Below are 21352 nucleotides of genomic sequence, written 5' to 3' on the forward strand. Positions count from 1 at the left end.
GAGCGCCCGCAAGCGGACTCCTGCATAACGGCGATCACGCCTCGGCGCGCTGCATCAGGCGGCGCTGGCGCCACTCCATGAAGGTTTTCAGGAACAGCGTAAGCAGCGCCATGCACGCCAGCAGGCCGGCAGCGGTGAAGGCGGCCGCGGGCTTGTAGTCGTTGTTGAGCTGGTCGACCAGAAGCGGCAGGGTCAGGGTCTGGTTGATGATGGTGCCGGACACCACCGACACCGCGCCGAACTCACCGACCGCGCGGGCATTGGTCACCACCACGCCATACAGCAGCGCCCACTTGATCTTCGGCAGGCTGATGCGGCGGAAGATCTGCCAGCCGCTGGCCCCCAGGCACATGGCGGCGGTTTCCTCGTCCTGACCCTGGGTCTGCATCACCGGAATCAGGATGCGCGCCACGTAAGGCGCAGTGACGAACACGGTGACCATGACGATGCCCGGCCAGGCGAACATCAGCTGCATGCCGTTATCGTAGAACCAGCGGCCGATGAAGCTTTCCAGGCCATACACCACCAGGTAACAAAGACCAGCGACCACTGGCGATACCGCGTAAGGGATGTCGATCAGCGTGGTCAGCAGCTTGCGACCACGGAAGTCGTAATGGGTCACGCACCAGGCCAGGCAGATGCCAAAGCACAGGTTCAGCGGCACGGTGATCGCTGCCACCAACAGGGTCAGGCCAATGGCGTGGAGCATGTAGTCTTCGTTCAGATTGCTCCACAGCAGCTCAAGCCCACCGGCCAGCGCCTTGCTGAAGATCAATGCCAGTGGCACCAGCAGAATCAGCGCCACCACCAACAGACCGAGGGTTACCAGCGCCAACTGGCGCCAATCCTGAGGTTTTTTCATCGACCTTGCCGTTGCCATGCGAACAGACGCCCCTGCACGACCTGCAGGAGGAACAGAAGAGTCAGCGAGGCGAGCAGAATCACAGAAGCGATGGCTGCCGCCGCCGGGTAATTGAATTCCTGCAGACGGACGAAAATCATCAGCGAGCTGACCTCCGTCTGATAGGGAATGTTGCCGGCGATCATGATCACCGCGCCGAACTCGCCGAGGCTGCGAATGAACGCCTGCGAACCACCGGTGACCAGCGCAGGGGCCAGCGTCGGCAGGATCACCTTGCGGAAGGTCTGCACGCGGCTGGCACCGAGGGTGCGCGCGGCCTCTTCGTATTCCGACCCCAGGTCCTGCAGCACCGGCTGTACGGTGCGCACCACGAAGGGAATGCTGGTGAATACCATGGCCACCACGATACCGGCATAGGCATAGGCCACCTTGAAACCCAGCCACTGGCCGATCCAGCCATTGGGCACCAGCAGCGCGGCCAGGGTCAGGCCGGCTACCGAGGTCGGCAGGGCGAAGGGCAAGTCGATCAGCGCGTCGACGATTCGCCGGCCGGGGAAGTCGTAACGGGTGATGATCCAGGCCAGCAGCAGGCCGAGCACCAGCACCGCCAGGGTCGAGTAGAAGGCCGCTGAAATGGTCACCTTGTAGGTCTGCACCACGCGCGGATCGCTGATGGCGAACCAGTACTGACCCCAGGTCATGTCACTGACGTACAGCAGCAGCGCCGACAACGGCAGCAGGATCACCAGCGAGAGGTACAGCACACTGACGCCGAAGCTCAGGCCGAAGCCGGGCAACAGCGGGGTCTGCAGGAAGAACAGCGTCGGTTTACTCACGAAAAGCTCGGCTCTACAAATGCAGTTGGCCGCCAAGAAGGCGGCCAACGGACCATTACGATGCTCGCGTAGGGCGGGTGCAACCCGCCACTCATGGCTGGCGGGTTACACCCGCCCTACGCCAGACCGGCGCGCTCAGCGCCCGGTCGCGAGAAGCTGGTCGAGGATACCACCGTTGTCGAAATGCTTGGCGGTGATCTCGTCCCAGGTGCCGAGCACCTCGGTCGGGTTGATCAGGCGTACCGGAGCGAACTGCGCCTTGGTCGCCTCGACCACTTCCGGGTTGTGCACACGGTAGTTGTAGCGAGTCAGCAGTTGCTGGATGTCCTTGCTGTACTGGAAGTCCAGGAAGGCCTTGGCCTGCTCGCGGGTGCCGCGCTCGTCGGCCACCTTGTCGACGATGGCCACCGGGAACTCAGCCAGTACGCTGACCTCCGGGACCACGATTGCCAGGTTGGCGGACTTGAACTCGTCGCCCTTGGCGATGTTGATCACTTCCGACTCGAAGGTCAGCAGCACGTCGCCCTGGCCGTTCTGGGCGAAGGCCACGGTGGCGCCACGGCCGCCGGTGGGGAAGTTCTCGACGTTCTTCAGCAGCTTGCCGACGAAGGCCTTGACCTTCTCCTGGTCGCCGTTGAATTTCTCGTTGGCGAACAGCCAGGCGCCCAGGTAGCTGTAACGGGCGTTGCCGGACGTCTTGGGGTTGGGGAATACCAGCTTCACGTCATCGCGAATCAGGTCATCCCAGCTCTTGATGTTCTTCGGGTTGCCTTCGCGCACCAGGAAGGCAGTGGTGCTGTAGTACGGCGAGCTGTTGTTGGGGAACTGCTGAGCCCAGTCCTCACGCAGCAGTTTGCGCTTGGCCAGGATGTCCACATCGGTCACCTGGTTGAAGGTGACCACGTCGACCTTCTTGCCCTGAATGATGTCCTGCGCCTGGCGCGAAGTGCCGGCGAAGGACTGGATGATCTTCACTTCCTTGCCGCTCTGCTGCTTCCAGTGCTCGACGAACAGCGGATTGATCTCGCCGAACAGCTCACGGGCGATGTCGTAGGAGGCGTTATGGAATGGCGTATCGGCGGCAGCATGGCTCAGTGAGCCCGTCAGCAGGGTGGCGCTGGCCACGGTGGCCAGAACGATCTTCTTCAGCATCTAAGGCGTCCTTATCGAGAGAGGAGCCTGCACGCAGGCTATTTGATGGCGCGATTCTGCAGAAAAATCATATAGCTGAAAAATATCTTTTTATTTGCCTCTTATAACCAAGCTTGCTTTGCTTTCGAAATTGATCGTTTCTCACGCTCCGCGTGGGAATGCATCCAGAGACGCTCCGCGTCAGATGCTGGTGCAGCACCAGCGCAAGCGGGCGCAAAGTGCCCAGGCTTGGGCTCCCACGCTGGAGCGAGGGAGCCATCATCCGCCGATCAGAGTTTGGCGATGGACACTTCGGTGGATTTGACGAAAGCGATCACTTCACTGCCCACCTGCAGTTCCAGCTCGCGCACGGAACGGGTGGTGATCACAGAGGTGACGATGCCGGCGGCGGTCTGCACGTCGATTTCCGACAGCACATCGCCGATGACGATCTCCTTGATGCTGCCCTTGAACTGGTTACGCACGTTGATGGCTTTGATGGTCATGGTGTTTCTCCTGATGGTCCACTGATGTAGCCCGGATGAAATCCGGGGAATCTTGCAACCGCTCCCGGATTGCATCCGGGCTACGGCGTCAAAGCGCCCAACGCAATTGCGTGGGCAGGGGTGATACGGGTTCCGGTGGTATGGGTAATTCAGGCTGCGCCAGCACCCGGTCGAGCACGCGCGCTTCCAGTGCTGCCAGCAGTGGCGAGCCATGCGGACGCGGGCGTACCAGCTGCACATCGAGGTCGAGGCCGATCTGGCCGTCCTCGATGAGGATCACCCGGTCCGCGACAGCGACCGCTTCGGCGACGTCGTGGGTCACCAGCAGCACAGTGAAGCCATGCTGCTGCCACAGGCGCTCGATCAGTTGCTGCATCTCGATGCGGGTCAGCGCATCCAGCGCGCCCAGTGGCTCGTCGAGCAGCAACAAACGTGGGCGGTGGATCAGCGCGCGGGCCAGCGCCACACGCTGCTTCTGCCCGCCGGACAGCGCTGCCGGCCACTCATGGCTACGATCCGCCAGACCAACCGCCGCCAGGGCTTCCTCGGCCTGCTTGCGCCAGTTGCCGGCAAGACCGAGGCCGACGTTATCGATCACCCGCTTCCAGGGCAGCAGACGCGAGTCCTGGAACATCAGGCGAATGTCTTCGCGCACCGCATTGAGCGAGCCACTGCCGGCCAGCAGCTGACCGCCGCTAGGCTGATCCAGCCCGGCCAGCAGGCGCAGCAAGGTGCTCTTGCCGCAGCCACTGCGACCGACCACGGCGACGAACTGGCCGGCGGGTATATGCAGGTCGATGCCCTTGAGCACCTGACGCTCGCCGAAGGCTTTCTCGATCTTCTCGATCGCCAGCGGAATGCCCTGACGAATGCTGTGCAGTGCAGTCATTGGCCACCTGCCTTGGCCTGGTAGGCCGGATGCCAGCGCAGCCAGATACGCTCGAGACCACGAGCGGCGACGTCGGCCAGCTTGCCGAGCACCGCGTAGAGCAGAATCGCCAGCACCACCACGTCGGTCTGCAGGAACTCGCGGGCGTTCATCGCCAGGTAGCCGATGCCAGCGCTGGCCGATATGGTCTCGGCAACGATCAGCGTCAGCCACATGAAACCCAGGGCGAAACGCACGCCAACCAGAATCGATGGCAGCGCGCCAGGCAGGATCACCTGGCGGAACAGGGCGAAACCGGACAAACCATAGCTACGCGCCATCTCAACCAGCGCCGGGTCGACGTTACGGATGCCGTGGTAAGTGTTGAGGTAGATCGGGAACAGCGTGCCGAGCGCGACCAGGAACACCTTGGCCGCCTCGTCGATACCGAACCACAGGATCACCAGCGGAATCAGCGCCAGGTGCGGTACGTTACGGATCATCTGCACCGAGCTATCGAGAAAGCGCTCGCCCCATTTCGACAGGCCGGTGATAAAGCCCAGTAGCAGACCGATGCCACCGCCGATGGCGAAACCGATCCCGGCGCGCTGGCCGCTGATCGCCAGATGCTGCCAGATTTCGCCGGAAGCCAGCAGCGCCCAGCCGGCAGCCAGCACGGCGCTGGGCGCCGGCAGGATGCGACTGGACAGCCAGCCGCTGGCCACCGCCAGTTGCCAGGCGGCCAGCAGCCCCAGCGGCAAGGCCCAGGGCGCGGCGCGCAGGGCCAGTTTGTGAAGGGTCGTGTTGCGCATTTTTTGCCTCGAAGAATTCTGTTTACTCGAACCTGTGCTCCCGGATTTCATCCGGGCTACAAATCCCCTCTCCCCCATCAATGGGAGAGCCGGAGAAACATCGATCCGTAGGGTGCGCCATGCGCACCAATGAGACCGCAGTCCATCGCGGTGCGCGCAGCGCACCCTACGACTCACCCGTAGCCCGGATGCAATCCGGGGCAACCAGTGACTGCACCACCCTCAACTCGCCGAAGCCGCCTTCGGCAGGATGTCGCTGGAGATCATTTCGCCGAACGGGCTGACATAACCGCGACTTTCCGGACGCTGCGGCTGGGCTACGTCCAAATGCGGGAACAGCAGCTCGGCGACCCGGTACGACTCTTCTAGGTGCGGGTAGCCGGAGAAGATGAAGGTGTCGATGCCCAGCGCGACGTATTCCTTGACCCGCGCGGCTACGCTCGGGCCATCACCGACCAGCGCGGTGCCGGCGCCGCCGCGCACCAGGCCGACACCGGCCCAGAGATTCGGCGACACTTCCAGATTGTCGGTCTTGCCGCCGTGCAGGGCGGCCATGCGCTGTTGGCCGACCGAATCGAAACGTGCCAGCGACGCCTGCGCGCGGTCGATGGTGTCCTGGTCCAGGTGGCTGATCAGGCGATCTGCCGCCGCCCAGGCCTCTTCATTGGTCTCGCGCACGATCACGTGCAGACGAATGCCGAAGCGCACTTGGCGCCCCTGCGCGGCAGCCTTCTCACGCACCTGGGCGATCTTCTCGGCCACCGCAGCCGGTGGCTCGCCCCAGGTCAGGTACAGCTCGACCTGTTCGGCGGCCAGGTCCTGCGCTGCGTCGGAGGAACCGCCGAAATACAGCGGCGGACGCGGCTGCTGGATAGGCGGATAGAGCAGTTTGGCGCCCTTCACCTGGATGTGCTTACCGTCGTAGTCGACGGTTTCGCCTTCCAGTACGCGGCGCCAGATACGGGTGAATTCGACGGAAGCCTCATAGCGCTCGGCATGCGACAGGTGCAGGCCATCGCCGGCCAGCTCGTCCGGGTCGCCCCCGGTCACCAGATTGAACAGCGCACGGCCGTTCGACAGGCGATCCAGGGTCGCCGCCTGGCGCGCAGCCACGGTGGGCGAAATGATCCCTGGGCGCAGGGCGACGAGGAACTTCAGATTCTGCGTGAGCGGGATCAGCGAGGCGGCTACCAGCCAGGAATCCTCGCAGGAACGCCCGGTGGGAATCAGTACGCCGCCATAACCGAGGCGGTCAGCCGCCTGGGCGACCTGGGCCAGATAGCCGTGATCGACGGCGCGCGCGCCTTCGGCTGTGCCCAGGTACTTGCCATCACCATGGGTAGGCAGGAACCAGAAAATATTGAGGCTCATGGAGTGGTCTCCTTGGATTCGCTCCCCTCTCCCGCCGGGAGAGGGGCTGGGGTGAGGGTTCTACTGGTTCTGCGCGACCTTGGCCGGCGGATTCCAGATCACATCCTTGATGGTCAGCTGCTTGGGGATCAGCTTCAGCTCGGTGAAGGTGTCGGCGATCTTCTGCTGTGCCTCGACCACCTCCGGGCTGATGAACTGCGCGCCGTAACCCTGGCGCTCGACGGCCTGGCGGGTGATCTCCGGGGACAGGCCGATCAGCGGCGCGACCTGACTGGTGGCTTCGTCGAGGTTGCCCTTGACCCACTCGCCGACGCCGCGGATTTCCTCGACCAGCACACCGACCACCTGCGGGTTTTTCTCGGCATAGGTGCGGGTCGCCAGGTAGAACTGGTGGTTATCCACCAGACCGCTACCGTCACGCAGGGTGCGGGCCTGCAATTGCTTCTCGGCGGCGGACTGGAACGGATCCCAGATCACCCAGGCATCGACGCTGCCACGCTCGAAGGCGGCGCGGGCATCGGCCGGCGGCAGGTAGACCGGGGTGATGTCGCCGTACTTGAGGCCGGCGTCTTCCAGCGCGCGCACCAGCAGGTAATGCACGTTGGAGCCCTTGTTCAGGGCGACCTTCTTGCCCTTGAGCTCGGCCACCGATTTGATCGGCGAATCTTTCGGCACGAGGATCGCCTCGCCAGTCGGAGCCGGCGGCTCATGGGCGACGTAGAGCAGGTCGGCGCCAGCCGCCTGAGCGAACACCGGCGGGGTTTCACCGGTGACACCGAAATCCACGGAACCAACGTTGAGACCTTCGAGCAGTTGCGGGCCGCCCGGGAACTCCGTCCACTTGACCTCAACGCCCTGCTCGGCCAGGCGTTTTTCCAGGGTGCCCTTGGCCTTTAGCAGTACCAGGGTGCCGTATTTCTGATAGCCGATACGCAGGACGCTTTCGTTATCAGAAGCGGCCTGTGCTTGAGTGATGGCGCCGAAGGAAATGGCCGCGGCAAACAGGGCGACCAGACTCCGACGCAAAGTGTTGGCGCCCATGGCGACCTCCTTTGCAAGTTGAGTGTGGGCCTGCTTGCCCGTTGGCGGGCGAGTAAGGCGGGGTGTTACGGGTAGTTCATATACTCCAGCGGGCGTTCACCAGCCGGTCGTTGAGCAGGTTCGGATCGATCGGCTTCGGCCGTCGCGCCAGGGCTGCGCCCAGTTGTTCCAGAGCCTCATCGAGACGTTCGCGCAACTCGTCGTCGATCTGCGCGGGCCTGTCCCCTTCCGGGTAGGCGATCTGCTTGTCCACGGCGAACACGCCGGAGAGCATTTCCTGCGCCTTCAGCGCGGCCAGCACCGGCTTGAGCGCGTAATCCACAGCCAGCAGATGCGCCGGGCTGCCACCACTGGCCAGGGGCAGTACCACCTTGTGCGCCAGGGCACGTTCGGGCAGCAGGTCCAGCAGCACCTTCAGCGCACCGGTAAACGATGCCTTGTATACCGGCGTACCGACCACCAGGCCATCGGCGCTGGCCACCACAGCCTGCAGCTGCTGCACTGCCGGGCTGTCGAAGCGGGCATGCAGCAGATCCTCGGCCGGAAAATCCCGCACCCGTAGCCAACTCACTTCCACGTGCTGCGCCTCGAGGCGTTGGCGCACATGGTCCAGCAGCACTTCAGTGCGCGAGCGCGCCGCAGGGCTGCCGGAGAGCAATACGACGTGCATGATGTTTCCTTAACGGTTGGGCTGCGGCGTCAGACGCAGATAGGGCTTCACTGCGCGATAGCCTCTCGGGAAGCGCTCGGCGATCTCGGCCTCGTCCTTCAACGACGGCACGATCACCACCTCTTCACCGTCCTGCCAGTTGGCCGGCGTGGCGACCTTGTAGTTGTCGGTCAGTTGCAGCGAATCAACCACGCGCAGGATCTCGTTGAAGTTGCGCCCGGTGCTGGCCGGATAGGTGATGGTCAGGCGCACCTTCTTGTTCGGGTCGATGACGAACAGCGAGCGCACGGTCAGGGTGTCGTTGGCGTTAGGGTGGATCAGGTCGTAGAGGTCGGACACCTTGCGGTCGGCATCGGCGATGATCGGGAAGTTGACCACCGTGTTCTGCGTCTCGTTGATGTCATCGATCCATTTGATGTGCGAATCCACCGGGTCGACCGACAGGGCGATGGCCTTGACGCCGCGCTTGGCGAATTCGTCCTTGAGCTTGGCGGTAAAGCCCAGTTCGGTGGTGCACACCGGCGTGAAGTCGGCCGGGTGGGAGAAGAGGATGCCCCAGCTGTCGCCCAGCCACTCGTGGAATCGAATGCGGCCTTCACTGGAATCCTGTTCGAAGTCAGGGGCGATGTCGCCCAGACGGATGCTCATGATCGTGCTCCTTGGCAGTAGCTTGCGTGGTGCTCACTATGCTCAGGAACCAATCGAAACAAAAAGAATAAATAATGATTTATTTATAACCAAAAAGTTATTCAAGGGAGGTTCGTCATGCCCACCCCAAGCCTGCACAAGGTTCCCAGCGAACAGGTACCGATAGCGCTGCTGCTGGAGGCCGACCCCAGCCCCAGCGTCATCGCCCGCTATCTGCAGGAGGGTCATTGCGTGGTCGCACGCCTGGGCGAAGCGACTGTCGGCGTCTACGTGATCAAGGCCCTGACGGCCGACACCTGGGAACTGATGAACATCGCCGTGGCACCCGAGCACCAGGGCCAGGGCATTGGCGCCCTGCTGCTACGCCACGCCATCGAGCAGGCCAGGCAGCTCGGGGCGCAGCGCCTGGAGCTGGGCACCGGCACCTTCGGTCACCAGCTGACCTTCTACCAGCGCGCCGGTTTTCGCGTGGTGGCGGTGGAGCCGGATTATTTCCCGCAGCACTACCCCGAGCCGCTGTTCGAGAATGGCCTGCAGCATCGAGATCGTTTACGCCTGGCCTTGGTACTTTAGGCGGGCTCGCGCAGGCGATAGCCCACCCCCGCCTCGGTGATCAGGTAGCGCGGCGCGGCCGGGTCGTCGCCGAGCTTCTGCCGCAGGTGGCCGACCACCACGCGCAGGTAGTGGCTGTCGCCGACGTGGCTGGGCCCCCAGATGTCGCGCAGCAGTTGTTGCTGGGTCACGACCCGGCCGAGGTGCTGGGCGAGCAGCGCCAGCACAGCATATTCCTTGGGCGTCAGGGCGATTTCGGCGTCGTCGAGGCTGACCCGGCGGTAGGCCAGATCGATGTTCAGCGCGCCACAGACGATGCTCGCCGGCAGCGCTTCGCGACCCTGGCCCTGGCGCAGCAGCACGCGAACGCGGGCGAGGAACTCCTGGATACCGAACGGCTTGGTCACGTAGTCGTTGGCGCCGCCGTCCAGCGCCAGCACCTTCTCGCCCTCGCTGGCGCGCACCGAGAGCACCAGCACCGGCACCTGGCTCCATTCGCGCAGGCCGTGCAGTACCTGCTGGCCGTCGAGGTCGGGCAGGCCGAGGTCGAGCACGACGAGATCGGGGTTGTGCAGTGCCGCCTGGGCCAGGCCGTCTTCGCCGTTCGCCGCCTCCAGCACCCGATAGCCCTGGGCGCTGAGGGCGATGCGCAGGAACTTGCGAATCTGCGCCTCGTCGTCGATCAGCAGAATGTTCGGCCCTTGGCTCATCAGTCTTCCTCGGCGGCTTGCGGTTGCGCGGTCAATGGCAGGTGCAGGGTCAGGCTGGCGCCACGGCCGTCGAGCCCCTCGCCGACCGTGACGCGGCCGCCATGGGCACCCACCATACCCTGGCAGATCGCCAGGCCCAGGCCCGTACCCTGGCCGCCGCGATCGCCCCGCGCTGCGGTGTAGAACATGTCGAAGATCTTCGCCCGTTCCGCCTCGGGAATGCCAGGGCCCTGGTCGGCGACGACGAAGCGCAGCGCCTGTTCGTCGTACTCCAGCGCCACGCGCAGACGGCCACCGGGCGGCGAGAAGCGCGCGGCATTCTCCAGCACGTTGATCAGTGCCTGCTCGATCAGCGCCGCGTGCACGTACAGCAGCGGTGGTTCCGGCGGCAACACGCATTCGACCTGCAGCGGCGCGAGCACCGCGCGCAGGCGTTGCAGGGCGCTGGCGACGATGTCGCTGGGCGCCACCCAGTCGCGCGCCAGTTTGAGCCCGCCATGGCCGAGGCGGGTCATGTCGAGCAGGTTCTGGATGTAGCGGTCGAGGCGCTCGGCCTCGTCGCGGGTGCCCTCCAGCAGCTCGTTGCGATCCGAAGCTGGGATCGCATCACCCAACGCCAGCAGACTGTCGATGGAGCCGCGCATGGCGGTCAGCGGCGTGCGCAGGTCGTGCGACACCGAAGCCAGCAACGCGCTGCGCAGTTCCTCGGTCTGCCCGTGCAGGCGCGCCGCTTCCAGCTCCTCGGCCAACTGCGCACGGGCCAGGGCCTGCGCCAGCGGCTGGGCAAGGGCAGCCACCAGGCGCCGACGCTCGTCCGCCAGCGGCGTGCCATCGGCGCTCTGCAAACCGATCAGCAGCAGCGGCCCCTCCTCGCCACACAACGGCCACCACCACCAGCGACTGCTGGGCAGGGTGTCGGTGCCGAGGCCGGCAGGTTGCTCGTGCTGCCAGGCCCAGTCGGCGGCGGCGCGTTCGGCATCGGGCAACTCGGCGTGCAGCCCCCCCTCATGGCGCCACTGCCCATCAGCGCTGCGCGACAGCAGGGTCAGCTGCATGTCCGCCCAGCCACCCAGTTGCTGCTCAGCCACGGCCAGCACGGCCTGGCGGTCGGCAGCGACGGTGAGCTTGCGCGACAGCTCCAGCAGCGCCGTGGTTTCGCCCTGCGCCTGCCGCAGCGCCTGCACCTGGCGCCGCTGGCGGCTGGCCAGGTTGCCGGTCAACCCAGCCATGAGCAGGAAGAACAGCAGGGTCAGCACGTCTTCCTGACGCTGGATGCGCAGGGTCAGGGTCGGCGGGATGAACAGGAAGTTGTAGGCCAGGAACGACAGCCCCGAGCACGCCAGCGCCGGCCCCAGGCTGCTGCGCACCGCCACCAGCAGCACGGCGGCGAGAAACACCAGGGAGATGTTCGGCAGCTCCAGCACCCGCGCCAGACCGAGGGAAATCAGCGTGGCGCAGGCAGCAGCCAGCGTGGCCAGCAGGTAGTCGCGCCAGCGCGCGGCGAGTCGTGGACGCCGGCCAGCCCGTGGCTGACCACCTGCCGCATCCAGCACGCTCACCTCCAGCCCCGCCCTGGCAGCCAGCAGGCGCTCGCCGAGGCCGCGACCAAACCAGCGTCGACGCAAGCGCCGCGTACTGTTGCCGACCAGGATCAGGCTGGCGCGGCGCTCGCGGGCATGGTCGAGCAGCGTGCGCGCCACCGAGTCGCCATGCAGCGTCACCACCTCACCACCGAGACGCTCGGCCAGGCGCAGCGCGGCTTGCAGACGGCCGCGCTGGTCCTCGTCCATGGCCTGGCGGCCGTCCACGTGCACCACCGACCAAGGCAGATGACGCCGCTCGGCCACCCGGCAGGCGTGGCGCACCAGGCGCTCGGCCTCGCCATCGCCATCAACGCCCACCAGCAGGCGCCCGAGCACGCTGGGCGCGGCCTGGCCGAGCTGGCGGTAGCGTTGGTCGAGGTCGGCATCGACCCGCGCGGCGGCGGTCTGCATGGCCAGTTCGCGCAGCGCAGTCAGGTTGGTCGGCGAGAAGAAGGCGTCGATGGCCGCGCGCGCCTGCTCGGGCATGTACACCTTGCCGTCGCGCAGGCGTTCGAGCAGCTCGCGCGGCGGCAGGTCGACCAGCTGGATCTCGTCGGCCTCCTGCAGCACCCAGTCCGGCACCGTCTCGCGCACCTGCACACCGGTGATGTCGCGGACACGGTCGTTGAGGCTTTCCAGGTGCTGGACGTTGACCGTGGTGTAGACGTCGATGCCGGCTGCAAGCAGCTCCTGCACGTCCTGCCAGCGCTTGGCGTGGCGGCTGCCGGGGGCGTTGCTGTGCGCCAGCTCATCGACCAGCGCCAGCTTGGGCGGGTCGGCGAGCAGACCGTCGAGGTCCATCTCGCTGAGTTCAAGACCGCGATACGGCAGGCGCAGCGGTGGCTGCTGTGGCAGCCCCAGCAGCAGCGCCTCGGTCTCGCTGCGGCCGTGGCTTTCCACCACCCCGGCGCGCAGCAACACGCCCTGGCGCAGTTGCGCATGAGCGGCCTGGAGCATGGCGTAGGTCTTGCCCACGCCCGGCGCCGCGCCGAGAAACACCTTGAGCCGGCCACGGCCTTCGCGGGGCAGGTCGGCGAGCAGCGCTTCGGCGCGCAGGCTGTCGTTCATCGAGCACTCGTCACTGGGAAGAAGTGGATGGATTGTCGACCAGCGCCAGGTTCAGAGCCAGCACATTGACCAGCGCCGGGCCGAACAACGGGCGCTCGGTGTGCGCCTCGACCAGGCGCAGCAACTCAGCTTCTGCCATGCCACGGGCCTGGGCAATGCGCGGCACCTGCCAGGTGGCGGCCTCAGGTGACAGGTGCGGGTCGAGGCCGCTGCCCGAGGTAGTGACCAGTTGCATCGGCACTGGCGTGTCACCAGCAAGGCCGGCGCTGGCCTGCTCGATTCGGGCAAACAGCTTCGGGTTGCCGGACGACAGGTTGCTGGCGCCGCTAGCCACGGTGGCGAAGTTCGCAGCCGAGGGGCGCGAGTGGAACCACTGGTCGTCGTCAAAGGCCTGGGCGATCAGGCGGCTGCCACGCACCTGGCCAGCGTCGTCATGCACCAGGCTACCGGCGGCCTGATCGGGGAAGGCCAGGTGTGCCACGCCGGTAACGGTCAACGGATAGGCGACCCCGACCAGCAGGGTCATGAAGGCCAGTGTGGTGATGGCAGGGCGAATATGGTCGAGCATGATGAATCTCCTGATTCGTGTGGCCCCGGATTGCATCCGGGCTACGTCGCTGAGCGAGAGGGTCTGTCCGGCAATACCGAGTGGCCTGCCCTACCCTCTCCCCAGCCCTCTCCACTGGGCGTGCCCCCATGAATAGGAGAGGGGGCAGACCGCGTGCGAGTGAAACAACACTGTTAAACCCAGCCCAACCCCACCAACAGCAGGTCGAGCAGCTTGATGCCGACGAAGGGCGCGACGAGCCCGCCCAGTCCGTAGATCAACAGGTTGCGCCGCAACAGTTGGCCGGCATCCAGCGCGGGGATGCGCACGCCGCGCAGCGCCAGCGGGATCAGCGCGACGATGATCAGCGCGTTGAATACGATGGCCGAGAGGATCGCGCTCTGCGGGCTGTGCAACTGCATCAGGTTGAGCGCGCCGAGCTGCGGGTAGATGCCGGCGAACAGCGCCGGGAGGATGGCGAAGTACTTGGCCACGTCGTTGGCCACCGAGAAGGTGGTTAGCGCGCCGCGCGTCACCAGCAGTTCCTTGCCCACCTGCACCACGTCGATCAGCTTGGTCGGGTCGCTGTCCAGATCGACCAGGTTGGCGGCCTCGCGCGCGGCCTGGGTGCCGTCGTTCATGGCCAGGCCGACGTCGGCCTGGGCCAGCGCCGGGGCATCGTTGGCACCGTCGCCGCACATCGCCACCAGCTTGCCTTCGGCCTGCTCGGCGCGGATGCGCGCCAGCTTCTTCTCCGGCGTGGCCTCGGCGATCACGTCGTCCACACCCGCCTCGGCGGCGATGGCGGCGGCGGTCAGCGGGTTGTCGCCGGTCACCATGACGGTGCGGATGCCCATGGCGCGCAGCTCGGCGAAGCGCTCGCGGATGCCCGGCTTGACCACGTCCTTGAGGTGGATGGCGCCGAGCAGGCGCCCATTCCCGGCCACCAGCAGCGGCGTGCCACCACTCTGGGCGATCTTCTCCACCTCGCGCGCCAGCGGCGCCGGCAAGTCGTCACGCCCCAGGTCGAGGTAGGCCAGCACGGCGTCCACCGCACCCTTGCGATAAGCCACACCGCGCACGTCGGCACCGGACAGGCGCGTCTCGGCGCTGAAAGCGATCAGCGTCATGCTGGCGCGGTCGGGCACATCCATCGTGTGCAGCGCCGACAGGTACTCGACGATGGACTTGCCCTCCGGCGTGTCGTCGCCCTGCGAGGCCAGCAGCGCCGCCTCGGCCAGTTCCAGCGTGGACACACCCGGAGCCTTGAGCATGGCGCTGCAACGGCGGTTGCCGAAGGTGATGGTGCCGGTCTTGTCCAGCAGCAGGGTGTGCACGTCGCCGGCGGCCTCCACGGCGCGGCCGGACTTGGCAATGACGTTCAGGCGCACCAGGCGATCCATGCCGGCGATGCCGATGGCCGAGAGCAGGCCGCCGATGGTGGTCGGGATCAGCGTCACCAGCAGCGCCGCCAGGTAGATCAGCGGCAGATCGCCGTCGGCGAAACGGGCGAACGGCTGCAGCGTGGCCACCACCAGCAGGAAGATCAGGGTCAGGCCGATCAGCAGGATATCCAGCGCCACTTCGTTGGGCGTCTTCTGCCGGCGCGCGCCTTCGACCAGGGCAATCATGCGGTCGAGGGTGGACTCGCCGGGGTTGGCGCTGATTCTGACCAGCAGCCAGTCCGACACCAGCCGGGTGTTGCCCGTCACTGCCGAGCGGTCGCCGCCGGACTCGCGAATAACCGGCGCGGATTCGCCGGTGATGGCGGCCTCGTTGACCGCCGCCACACCTTCGATCACCTCGCCGTCACCGGGGATCAGGTCACCGGCCTCGACCCGCACCACATCGCCCTTGCGCAGGCTGCTGGCCGGTACGGACTGGAACTGCGCACCGACCTGCTTGCGCGCCATCAGCCCCTGGCTGCCGGACTTGAGGCTGTCGGCGCGGGCCTTGCCACGGCCCTCGGCCAGTGCTTCGGCGAAGTTGGCGAAGAGCACGGTGAACCACAGCCACAGGGCGATCTGCACGCCCAGGGCGGTGCTCACTGCGGGGTTGGGGACCAAGCACAGCACGCTGGTGACCAGCGCTGTCAGCTCCACCACCAGCATCACTGGCGAGCGCACCAGTTGGCGCGGGTCGAGCTTGACGAAGGCCTGCTTGAGGGCCGGGCGCCACAGCGCGCCGAGGCCGGTCTGCGGCTGGCTGCTGGACGATTTGACGCTGCGTTGCGCCGTTACGGGGGCATTCATCACGGTTTCTCCTTCAGAACGCCAGGTATTCGGCCAGCGGGCCCAGGGCCAGCGCCGGCATGAAGGTCAGGCCACCCACCAGGAGGATGGTCAAGGTCAGCAGCACGACGAACAGCGGCCCATGGGTGGGAAAACTGTTCTGCCCCTGCGGCGCGGCGCGCTTGGCCGCCAGGCTGCCGGCAATCGCCAGCACCGGCAGGATGTAGCCGAAGCGCCCGAGCAGCATGGCCAGGCCGAGCATCAGGTTGTGGTAGGGGGTGTCGGCGGTGAAGCCGGCGAAAGCCGAGCCGTTGTTGCCGGTGGCCGAGCCGTAGGCATACAGCGCCTGGCTGAAGCCATGCGGGCCGGGGTTGCCGATGGACGTCGCAGGCCCGGCGAAACTCACCGCCAGGGCGCCGAACACCAGCACGCCGACCGGCATCACCAGCAGCGTGGCGACCATCAGGCGCACCTCGCGAGCCTCCAGCTTCTTGCCCAGGTAGGCCGGCGTGCGGCCGATCATCAGGCCGGCGAGGAACACCGCGATCAGCACGAACAGCAGCATGCCGTAGAGGCCCGCGCCGACGCCGCCGAAAATGATCTCGCCCAGCAGCATGTTGACCAGCGGCACCAGCCCGCCCAGGGCGCTGAAGCTGTCGTGCATCGCGTTCACCGAACCGTTGGACGCCGCCGTGGTGGTGGTCGCCCAGAGCGCCGAGGCGAAGCTGCCGAAGCGCGCCTCCTTGCCCTCCAGCGAGCCGACCTGCTCGATGGGCAGCCCCGCCAGCGCCGGGTTCGGCTGCAACTCCGCCCAGGCGCAAACAGCCAGGCCGATGACGAACAGCACCAGCATGCTGGCCAGGATCGCCCGACTCTGGCGCAGGTCACGCACGTAATGGCCAAAGGTGAACACCAGCGCCGCCGGAATCAGCAGGATCGACGCCAGCTCCAGCAGGTTGCTCAGCGCCGTGGGGTTTTCGAACGGATGCGCCGAGTTGACGCCGAAGAAGCCGCCGCCGTTGGTGCCCAGTTGCTTGATCGCAATCTGGCTGGCCGCCGGCCCCATCGGCAGGGTCTGCTCGCTGCCTTGCAGGGTAGTGGCCGAGACGTAGTCGCTGAAGTTTTGCGGCACGCCCTGCCACACCAGCAGCACCGCCAGCACCAGGCACAGCGGCAGCAGGCCGTAGAGCACGGCGCGGGTGATGTCGACCCAGAAATTGCCCAGGCGGTCGCTGGACTGCCGCGCCAGGCCCCGGCACAGCACCACCAACACCGCCAGACCCACCGCCGGGCTGACGAAGTTCTGCACCCCGAGGCCGAGCATCTGGCTGAAATAGCTCAGCTGCGCCTCGCCGCTGTAGGCCTGCCAGTTGGTGTTGGTGACGAAGCTCACCGCCGTGTTGAACGCCAGTGGCAGGCTCAGTCCGGCGAGCTGCTGCGGGTTGAGCGGCAGAGCGCCCTGCAACAGCAGAATGCTCATCAGCACCAGCAGGCAGACCAGGGTGAAGGCCAGCAGCGCCAGGGCGTAACCGCGCCAGCTTTGCTCACGCTCCGGGTCGACGCCGGCCATGCGGTAGCACAGGCGCTCCACCGGCTGCAGCACTGGGCTGAGCCAGGTGCGCTGGCCCTCCATCACGCGGTAGAAGTAGCGTCCGAGAAAAGGTGCCGGCGCCAGCACCAGCAGGAAGAAGGCCGCCAGCAGCAGCCAGTCGTAGTCGTGCATGGCCGTCTCCTCAGCCACGCCCGGCGGTCAGCAGCGCCGACAGCAGGTAGGCGAAGAGGCCGACCACCAGGATCAGCGACACACCATCGATTGCGTTCATGTCCAAAGCTCCACGATGCGGGGAATCCGCTCGCGAGCATTGTCGAAAGGCTGGCCGTAAAGATTCGATTGGCACCCCGCCGCCGGGGCGTAAAGAAATCGTATTGATGCAGTGGGATCAGCCCTGTGGGAGGTGCCTCAGCGGCGACTTGTCCAGGCCTAGCGGCTGTCGCGGCTAAAGCCCCTCCCACAAAAGCCCTGGCAGCGCGCTCCCGTAGGGTGGGTTAGCGGCGCAGAGCACCACTACCACGGCCACGTACCCACTCCGCGCGCCGCGTAACCCACCAAGCGATGCCAAACCCACCCATCAAACCAACAGATACGCCACCAGCCCGACTACAGCGCAACCAGCAATGGTCTCGATCACCCCACGCTTGAGGGCGAACAGGGCCAACGCCGCACCGAGGGTAATCAACGCCGACACCCAATCGAACGTGCCGGTGAAACCCTCGGGCCAGAGCACGTGATAACCGAAGAACAGCGCCAGGTTGAGGATCACCCCCACCACGGCGGCCGTGATCCCGGTCAGCGGCGCGGTGAACTGCAACTGACCGTGGGTCGACTCCACCAGCGGCCCGCCGGCGAGGATGAACAAAAATGACGGCAGGAAGGTGAACCAGGTGACCAGCACCGCCGCCAACGCCCCGCTGGCGAAGGCCGAATCGCCGCCGAACACCGGCTGGCCATAGGCACCGACGAACGCGACAAACGCCACCACCATGATCAACGGCCCTGGCGTGGTCTCGCCCAGCGCCAGGCCATCGATCATCTGTCGCGGCGTCAGCCAGCCGTAATGCTCGATGGCGCCTTGATACACGTAGGGCAGCACCGCATAGGCTCCGCCGAAGGTCAGCAGCGCCGCCTTGGTGAAGAACCAGCCCATCTGCGTCAGCGTGCCCTGCCAGCCGAACGCCAGGGTCAGCAGGCCCATCGGCAGCAACCAGAGCACCGCACCGACCAACAGGATCAGCGCCAGCCGGCTGGAGCGAAAATGCGTGTGCGCCAGGCGCGTCTCGTCATCGATCAATGCCGGCGCATGCGCTCCGACCTTCTCGCCATGGCCACCACCGACCGCGAAGTGCTGCGGCGCCAGTCGCCCACCGATGTACCCGACCAGCGCGGCGCCCAGCACGATCAGCGGGAACGGCAGCTGCAGCGCGAAGATAGCGACGAAGGCCGCCGCCGCGATGGCCCACAGCCAGGCGTTCTTCAACACCCGCCCGCCGATGCGCCAGGCCGCCTGCACCACGATGGCCGTCACCGCCGGCTTGATGCCGTAGAAGATCCCCGCCACCAACGGTACGTCGCCGAACACCAGATAGACCCAGGACAGCGCGATCAGGATAAACAGCGACGGCAGCACGAACAGCGACCCGGCAATCACCCCGCCCCAGGTGCGGTGCATCAGCCAGCCGATGTAAGTGGCCAACTGTTGCGCCTCCGGCCCGGGCAGCAACATGCAGTAGTTCAGCGCATGCAGAAAGCGCCGCTCTGACAGCCAGCGGCGCTTCTCCACCAACTCCTGGTGCATGATCGAAATCTGCCCCGCCGGCCCACCGAAACTGATCAGCCCCAGCTTCAGCCAGAACCAGAAGGCCTGCAGCAGACTGACAGAGGCGGGGCGTTCAGATGAATCGGACATCGGCGGGCTCCATCGGCGGATAAATCGACCGGGCACTATAGCCACGAAACATGACAACCGCACGACATCGAACGAAAAACCACCAGCCCCACGCAGCCCTTGCCCCACCTGGGCTGGAAGAGTTTTCCCGCATCTTATCCACAGCGCTTTCCCCAGTTTCTGTGCACGACACCCGGCAGCCCGCCACCGCTCTGCCCCGCTGTTGAAAACCAGAGCCAAGTGATTGATTAAAAGCGATATTCCGACTGGCGATAACGCCAGCAAAGCATCATTGGACAAAAGTTGAGCGGCCCGCCGAGGCCCGCTTGAATGCTAGGCGCAGAGGGCTTTTGCAAAGGTTATCCACAGCGCTGTTAACAGAATTTGTGGGTGGTTATTGAGAGGTCTGGACCCGGGCTACGAAGGGCCAGCACGTGCGTCGCTGAGGTAGGAGGCTTCGTCGAGGTCATGGGTGACCAGCAGCACGGCGATCTCGTAGCGGGCGGCCAGTTCCACCATCAGGTTTATAGCCTTTTAAACTCATTCTGCAGCAACTCAGCAAATGCATCCTTGGCTCGGTGAAAACCTACATGCTTGTTCCATACAAAATAATTCTGCACAGGCGATAACTGGCTAAAGGTATAGCCACTGATATTCCCAATTTTCTTGAACTGTTCGAAAACCCCTACAGGTACCAGGGAAACGCCTGCCCCGGCACTGACGCAGCCGAGGATGGTTCCATAACTGGCGATGCTGGTGATGGTAGCCGATACATTGTGCTCATTCAGCCATCCTTCCAGTGCACGCCGATATGGGCACCCCTCGGGCCACATGAATATGTTCATCTGCTCTAAATCCTGTGGCGTACGTATTACCCCGACAGAGGGAGATGCAATCATGACCAGCGGTTCCTTATAGACCTCCACCTGAGCAATATCTGGATGTGTTGTATGGACTGCGATGATTGCACCATCCAGGTTATGCCCTACCACATCATTGATTAATTGAGACCATGTTCCGGTGCTGAATTGCATCTGCACATCGGGATAAAGATGATGGTACTTGGATAATAAAATCGGTAATCGCCCTGTGGCTGCGGACTCGATAGCACCGATCTTCAGCACACCAGAGGGCACTGCATCCGGGGCAAGTGCTCTTTTGGCTTCCTGACACACAGCCAGAATCTTATTGGCATAGCCGAGAAACAACTCGCCCGAGGGGCTGATGACAAGCCCTCGCCCTTTACGAATGAATAGAGCCACACCCAACTCCTGCTCAAGGAGCTTGAGGCGGTTCGTAATATTCGAGGGAACGCAGTGCAACACTTTAGCGGCCTGTACGATGCTGCCGTGGTCGGCAACCACCTTGAACATTTTCAGCTGTGACAATTCCATTGCAACACCGCTCACTAAAAGTGAATAGACAACTGACTATAAGTTACTTGTTCAGCGCACTCAATCAACTTAGCGTTGTCGAGCCAACTCAGCCGTATTGAGCAAGCACCGCATTTAATATGCAATTCCTTTAAGGATAATTCCTTCCATGGACTTCACCATGCGCTAAACGCATGACAACGCCCGTTTAAATACACGCATGGGTATTCCGTTTCGCCCTATAAGCGAAATACCCACACCGTTACAACCTGTCAATGGATAGCCCTGTATGTCACCGCCCCTAATATCCCCAAACAGGGAAATGCATGATGAGCTTTGAGTACGTCATCGTTGCACTCGGTTTCTTTGCGTTCTGCGGTGGACTGATTGATGCGGCAGTTGGCGGCGGCGGCCTTGTGCAAGTGCCTGCACTTTTGCATGCATTACCGCAACATAGTTTGGCCACCGTGTTCGGCACGAACAAACTGGCGGTATTACTGGGAAATATTTCGTCTATCTCGGGCTACCTGAGAAGAATAAATATCGTCTGGACGCTCATGCTACCCACGATGATTTCTGCCTTCGTATTTTCTTTCCTGGGCGCCCTTTCGGTATCGCTCATTCCCAAAGCACTCATGGAATATGTCGTCTTTGTGCTCCTGATCGCCATGGCCATCCATACCTTTGTCAGGAAGGACTTTGGACAACACCAGGGCAACCTGCAACATGGCAGGCGAGATATTCTGCTCGGCATATTCTTCGGTGCACTACTCGGTTTTTACGATGGCGTATTCGGCCCCGGCAGTGGCAGCCTCTTGCTTTTCGTATTCGTCAGGTTCTTCGGTTTTGATTTCCTGAACGCTTCGGCCTCCGCCAAGCTCATCAACCTGGGGACGTTCAGCGCGGCGCTGCTGTTCTTCGCGCCATCAGGCAATGTGTTATGGCTGGCAGGCGGCATCGTAGGCCTGTGCAATATCGCCGGAGCACTGACGGGCGTTTTCTTGGCCCTGCGTTACGGGAGTGGCTTCATCCGGATATTTTTCCTCATTTTGCTGCTCTTCCTGATTGGCAGAATGGGGCTTTCCCTATTTTTCTGATCA

20 protein-coding genes are annotated in these 21352 nt (G+C 64.4%); 2 read left to right on the forward strand and 18 right to left on the reverse strand.

Annotation, left to right across the window (positions count from 1 at the left end; genetic code table 11):
• Positions 1-34: 34 nt before the first annotated feature.
• From cysW to INS93_RS21575, 10 genes are all read right to left on the reverse strand, one after another.
• A complete protein-coding gene (cysW, locus tag INS93_RS21530; RefSeq protein ID WP_192985479.1) occupies positions 35-862 on the reverse strand; it encodes a sulfate ABC transporter permease subunit CysW in 828 nt (275 codons plus the stop codon).
• Positions 859-1698 carry a sulfate ABC transporter permease subunit CysT gene (gene cysT / locus INS93_RS21535; protein ID WP_125836199.1) on the reverse strand — a complete coding sequence of 280 codons (840 nt, stop codon included), beginning with the start codon at positions 1696-1698 and terminating at the stop codon, positions 859-861. The genes cysW and cysT overlap by 4 nt, the downstream gene beginning before the upstream one ends.
• 135 nt (positions 1699-1833) lie before the next feature.
• The gene (gene cysP / locus INS93_RS21540; protein WP_192985480.1) at positions 1834-2850 is read right to left on the reverse strand and encodes a thiosulfate ABC transporter substrate-binding protein CysP; all 1017 of its coding nucleotides are present in this window, start codon (positions 2848-2850) and stop codon (positions 1834-1836) included.
• 269 nt (positions 2851-3119) lie between these two features.
• The gene (locus INS93_RS21545; protein ID WP_003242436.1) at positions 3120-3335 is read right to left on the reverse strand and encodes a TOBE domain-containing protein; all 216 of its coding nucleotides are present in this window, start codon (positions 3333-3335) and stop codon (positions 3120-3122) included.
• 88 nt (positions 3336-3423) lie between these two features.
• On the reverse strand, positions 3424-4224 hold the full coding sequence (gene ssuB, locus INS93_RS21550) for an aliphatic sulfonates ABC transporter ATP-binding protein (protein WP_192985481.1): 801 nt from the start codon (positions 4222-4224) through the stop codon (positions 3424-3426).
• On the reverse strand, positions 4221-5015 hold the full coding sequence (gene ssuC / locus INS93_RS21555; protein WP_192985482.1) for an aliphatic sulfonate ABC transporter permease SsuC: 795 nt from the start codon (positions 5013-5015) through the stop codon (positions 4221-4223). Before ssuC ends, ssuB begins: the two co-directional genes overlap by 4 nt.
• Before the next feature lie 222 nt (positions 5016-5237).
• Positions 5238-6386 (reverse strand): FMNH2-dependent alkanesulfonate monooxygenase, encoded by a 1149-nt coding sequence (gene ssuD / locus INS93_RS21560; protein ID WP_192985483.1) that lies wholly within the window; start codon positions 6384-6386, stop codon positions 5238-5240.
• 60 nt (positions 6387-6446) lie between these two features.
• Positions 6447-7427, reverse strand: coding sequence for a sulfonate ABC transporter substrate-binding protein (locus INS93_RS21565; protein ID WP_192985484.1), 981 nt, complete (start codon positions 7425-7427; stop codon positions 6447-6449).
• A gap of 76 nt (positions 7428-7503) precedes the next feature.
• Positions 7504-8097 carry an NADPH-dependent FMN reductase gene (gene ssuE / locus INS93_RS21570; protein ID WP_160018843.1) on the reverse strand — a complete coding sequence of 198 codons (594 nt, stop codon included), beginning with the start codon at positions 8095-8097 and terminating at the stop codon, positions 7504-7506.
• Positions 8098-8106: 9 nt separating this feature from the next.
• Positions 8107-8745: a peroxiredoxin gene (locus INS93_RS21575; RefSeq protein ID WP_125836192.1), complete on the reverse strand. Its 639-nt coding sequence runs from the start codon at positions 8743-8745 to the stop codon at positions 8107-8109.
• A gap of 117 nt (positions 8746-8862) precedes the next feature.
• Between INS93_RS21575 and INS93_RS21580 the strand changes: the two genes are divergently transcribed.
• The gene (locus INS93_RS21580) at positions 8863-9318 is read left to right on the forward strand and encodes a GNAT family N-acetyltransferase (RefSeq protein WP_160018841.1); all 456 of its coding nucleotides are present in this window, start codon (positions 8863-8865) and stop codon (positions 9316-9318) included.
• Here INS93_RS21580 and INS93_RS21585 read toward each other — a convergent pair.
• From INS93_RS21585 to INS93_RS21625, 8 genes are all read right to left on the reverse strand, one after another.
• Positions 9315-10007, reverse strand: a complete 693-nt coding sequence (locus INS93_RS21585) for a response regulator (RefSeq protein WP_192985485.1) — start codon at positions 10005-10007, stop codon at positions 9315-9317. The two genes, INS93_RS21580 and INS93_RS21585, sit on opposite strands and share 4 nt — an antisense overlap.
• Positions 10007-12658: a sensor histidine kinase gene (locus tag INS93_RS21590; protein WP_192985486.1), complete on the reverse strand. Its 2652-nt coding sequence runs from the start codon at positions 12656-12658 to the stop codon at positions 10007-10009. The genes INS93_RS21585 and INS93_RS21590 overlap by 1 nt, the downstream gene beginning before the upstream one ends.
• Positions 12659-12668: 10 nt before the next feature.
• The gene (kdpC, locus tag INS93_RS21595) at positions 12669-13226 is read right to left on the reverse strand and encodes a potassium-transporting ATPase subunit KdpC (protein WP_192985487.1); all 558 of its coding nucleotides are present in this window, start codon (positions 13224-13226) and stop codon (positions 12669-12671) included.
• Positions 13227-13399: 173 nt separating this feature from the next.
• Positions 13400-15457, reverse strand: coding sequence for a potassium-transporting ATPase subunit KdpB (gene kdpB, locus INS93_RS21600; RefSeq protein WP_192985488.1), 2058 nt, complete (start codon positions 15455-15457; stop codon positions 13400-13402).
• A gap of 13 nt (positions 15458-15470) precedes the next feature.
• Positions 15471-17159 carry a potassium-transporting ATPase subunit KdpA gene (gene kdpA, locus INS93_RS21605; RefSeq protein ID WP_192985489.1) on the reverse strand — a complete coding sequence of 563 codons (1689 nt, stop codon included), beginning with the start codon at positions 17157-17159 and terminating at the stop codon, positions 15471-15473.
• 10 nt (positions 17160-17169) lie between these two features.
• Positions 17170-17259 carry a hypothetical protein gene (locus INS93_RS21610; RefSeq protein ID WP_021490657.1) on the reverse strand — a complete coding sequence of 30 codons (90 nt, stop codon included), beginning with the start codon at positions 17257-17259 and terminating at the stop codon, positions 17170-17172.
• Between the two features lie 306 nt (positions 17260-17565).
• Entirely contained in the window at positions 17566-18900 is a 1335-nt protein-coding gene (chrA, locus tag INS93_RS21615) for a chromate efflux transporter (RefSeq protein WP_192985490.1), read from the reverse strand.
• Positions 18901-19403: 503 nt separating this feature from the next.
• Entirely contained in the window at positions 19404-20273 is an 870-nt protein-coding gene (locus tag INS93_RS21625; RefSeq protein ID WP_125836184.1) for a LysR family transcriptional regulator, read from the reverse strand.
• A gap of 308 nt (positions 20274-20581) precedes the next feature.
• Between INS93_RS21625 and INS93_RS21630 the strand changes: the two genes are divergently transcribed.
• Positions 20582-21349 (forward strand): sulfite exporter TauE/SafE family protein, encoded by a 768-nt coding sequence (locus INS93_RS21630; RefSeq protein ID WP_125836183.1) that lies wholly within the window; start codon positions 20582-20584, stop codon positions 21347-21349.
• Positions 21350-21352 lie beyond the last annotated feature (3 nt).

This window comes from Pseudomonas sp. EggHat1 (assembly GCF_014892995.1).
GTDB lineage: Bacteria > Pseudomonadota > Gammaproteobacteria > Pseudomonadales > Pseudomonadaceae > Aquipseudomonas > Aquipseudomonas chaetocerotis.

Excerpts from the sequence above, each read along its gene's own strand:
- cysW (WP_192985479.1), bottom strand. The coding sequence starts at position 862 with ATGAAAAAACCTCAGGATTGGCGCCAGTTGGCGCTGGTAACCCTCGGT.
- cysP (WP_192985480.1), bottom strand. The coding sequence starts at position 2,850 with ATGCTGAAGAAGATCGTTCTGGCCACCGTGGCCAGCGCCACCCTGCTG.
- INS93_RS21545 (WP_003242436.1), bottom strand. The coding sequence starts at position 3,335 with ATGACCATCAAAGCCATCAACGTGCGTAACCAGTTCAAGGGCAGCATC.
- ssuB (WP_192985481.1), bottom strand. The coding sequence starts at position 4,224 with ATGACTGCACTGCACAGCATTCGTCAGGGCATTCCGCTGGCGATCGAG.
- ssuC (WP_192985482.1), bottom strand. The coding sequence starts at position 5,015 with ATGCGCAACACGACCCTTCACAAACTGGCCCTGCGCGCCGCGCCCTGG.
- ssuD (WP_192985483.1), bottom strand. The coding sequence starts at position 6,386 with ATGAGCCTCAATATTTTCTGGTTCCTGCCTACCCATGGTGATGGCAAG.
- INS93_RS21565 (WP_192985484.1), bottom strand. The coding sequence starts at position 7,427 with ATGGGCGCCAACACTTTGCGTCGGAGTCTGGTCGCCCTGTTTGCCGCG.
- ssuE (WP_160018843.1), bottom strand. The coding sequence starts at position 8,097 with ATGCACGTCGTATTGCTCTCCGGCAGCCCTGCGGCGCGCTCGCGCACT.
- INS93_RS21575 (WP_125836192.1), bottom strand. The coding sequence starts at position 8,745 with ATGAGCATCCGTCTGGGCGACATCGCCCCTGACTTCGAACAGGATTCC.
- INS93_RS21580 (WP_160018841.1), top strand. The coding sequence starts at position 8,863 with ATGCCCACCCCAAGCCTGCACAAGGTTCCCAGCGAACAGGTACCGATA.
- INS93_RS21585 (WP_192985485.1), bottom strand. The coding sequence starts at position 10,007 with ATGAGCCAAGGGCCGAACATTCTGCTGATCGACGACGAGGCGCAGATT.
- INS93_RS21590 (WP_192985486.1), bottom strand. The coding sequence starts at position 12,658 with ATGAACGACAGCCTGCGCGCCGAAGCGCTGCTCGCCGACCTGCCCCGC.
- kdpC (WP_192985487.1), bottom strand. The coding sequence starts at position 13,226 with ATGCTCGACCATATTCGCCCTGCCATCACCACACTGGCCTTCATGACC.
- kdpB (WP_192985488.1), bottom strand. The coding sequence starts at position 15,457 with ATGAATGCCCCCGTAACGGCGCAACGCAGCGTCAAATCGTCCAGCAGC.
- kdpA (WP_192985489.1), bottom strand. The coding sequence starts at position 17,159 with ATGCACGACTACGACTGGCTGCTGCTGGCGGCCTTCTTCCTGCTGGTG.
- INS93_RS21610 (WP_021490657.1), bottom strand. The coding sequence starts at position 17,259 with ATGAACGCAATCGATGGTGTGTCGCTGATCCTGGTGGTCGGCCTCTTC.
- chrA (WP_192985490.1), bottom strand. The coding sequence starts at position 18,900 with ATGTCCGATTCATCTGAACGCCCCGCCTCTGTCAGTCTGCTGCAGGCC.
- INS93_RS21625 (WP_125836184.1), bottom strand. The coding sequence starts at position 20,273 with ATGGAATTGTCACAGCTGAAAATGTTCAAGGTGGTTGCCGACCACGGC.
- INS93_RS21630 (WP_125836183.1), top strand. The coding sequence starts at position 20,582 with ATGAGCTTTGAGTACGTCATCGTTGCACTCGGTTTCTTTGCGTTCTGC.